This window comes from Exiguobacterium sp. SH0S2, assembly GCF_004337185.1.
Lineage (GTDB): Bacteria > Bacillota > Bacilli > Exiguobacteriales > Exiguobacteriaceae > Exiguobacterium > Exiguobacterium aurantiacum_A.
In genome coordinates, this window is the sequence record NZ_SJVB01000028.1 from 1 (window position 1) to 401 (window position 401).

A 401-nucleotide genomic window follows, 5' to 3' on the forward strand; every position below is an offset into this window, starting at 1 on the left:
TATTCACGCCACAGCTTTGGCTCTGTTCTTTAAAGAGCGTCGTGAATTTTACGGGAACTGTCAGACGTTTTATCGCTTTAACGAGTCTACTGAGAAAGGACCTGAACAGTTCATTCAATGGTTAGGCTCGCACCCGGCTTACTTAAAACAACAGCTCTTTTCGATCGTCCCGAGTACGCTCTATTCCGTATTTGGGTTAGAGGATTGGCGATGGATTGAAGTTGTAAAAAATGAAGATGAAGCGTTTTATACTGCGGCACTCCAATATGAAACTGACTTAAAGAGTTTGATGGAGATCCATGCTGAAAAAACGAAAGACTTAGGCTTAGGCGATACGTATGCCAAAATGATCAAGACGCTTAAAGATGATTCTCTAATTGGCTATCTATCCAGTAAAGGAT

1 protein-coding gene is annotated in these 401 nt (G+C 41.4%); it reads left to right on the plus strand.

Annotated elements, in window-relative coordinates:
* Positions 1-401 (plus strand): hypothetical protein (locus tag EVJ21_RS15395; protein ID WP_161568962.1); only part of this gene is annotated, 401 nt, incomplete at both ends.